Here is a 245-nt window from a genome sequence, read left to right as displayed (position 1 = left end):
CCCAGGACCTGCACGTGCTGGATAGCCCGGAGCCTGCCTGGCAGCGCGACGCCCGGAACACCGACGACCTGCTGCGCTTCGTCGATCGCCGACTACCCGACCGGCCGTTCTTCGCCTGCCTGTTCCTCGAGTCGAGCCACGCCAACTACAGATTCCGCGACGAGACCGCGAAAATCCGCCCCTATCTGGTCAACTTCAACTACCTGACCACCGATTTCCAGGCGCAGATGCCGCTGATCAAGAAC

At 63.3% G+C, this 245-nt stretch carries 1 protein-coding gene; it reads left to right on the top strand.

Features of this window, described 5'->3' with window-relative positions:
- Nucleotides 1-245, top strand: a 245-nt coding sequence (locus BST14_RS32175) for a hypothetical protein (RefSeq protein WP_211280863.1), incomplete at both ends; no start/stop codon positions are given.

Origin of the sequence: Mycobacterium arosiense ATCC BAA-1401 = DSM 45069, assembly GCF_002086125.1 — a bacterium.
Taxonomy (GTDB): Bacteria; Actinomycetota; Actinomycetes; order Mycobacteriales; family Mycobacteriaceae; genus Mycobacterium; species Mycobacterium arosiense.
The sequence above is the reverse complement of the archived record's forward strand: the minus strand, read 5'-3'. Positions and strand labels throughout refer to the sequence as shown.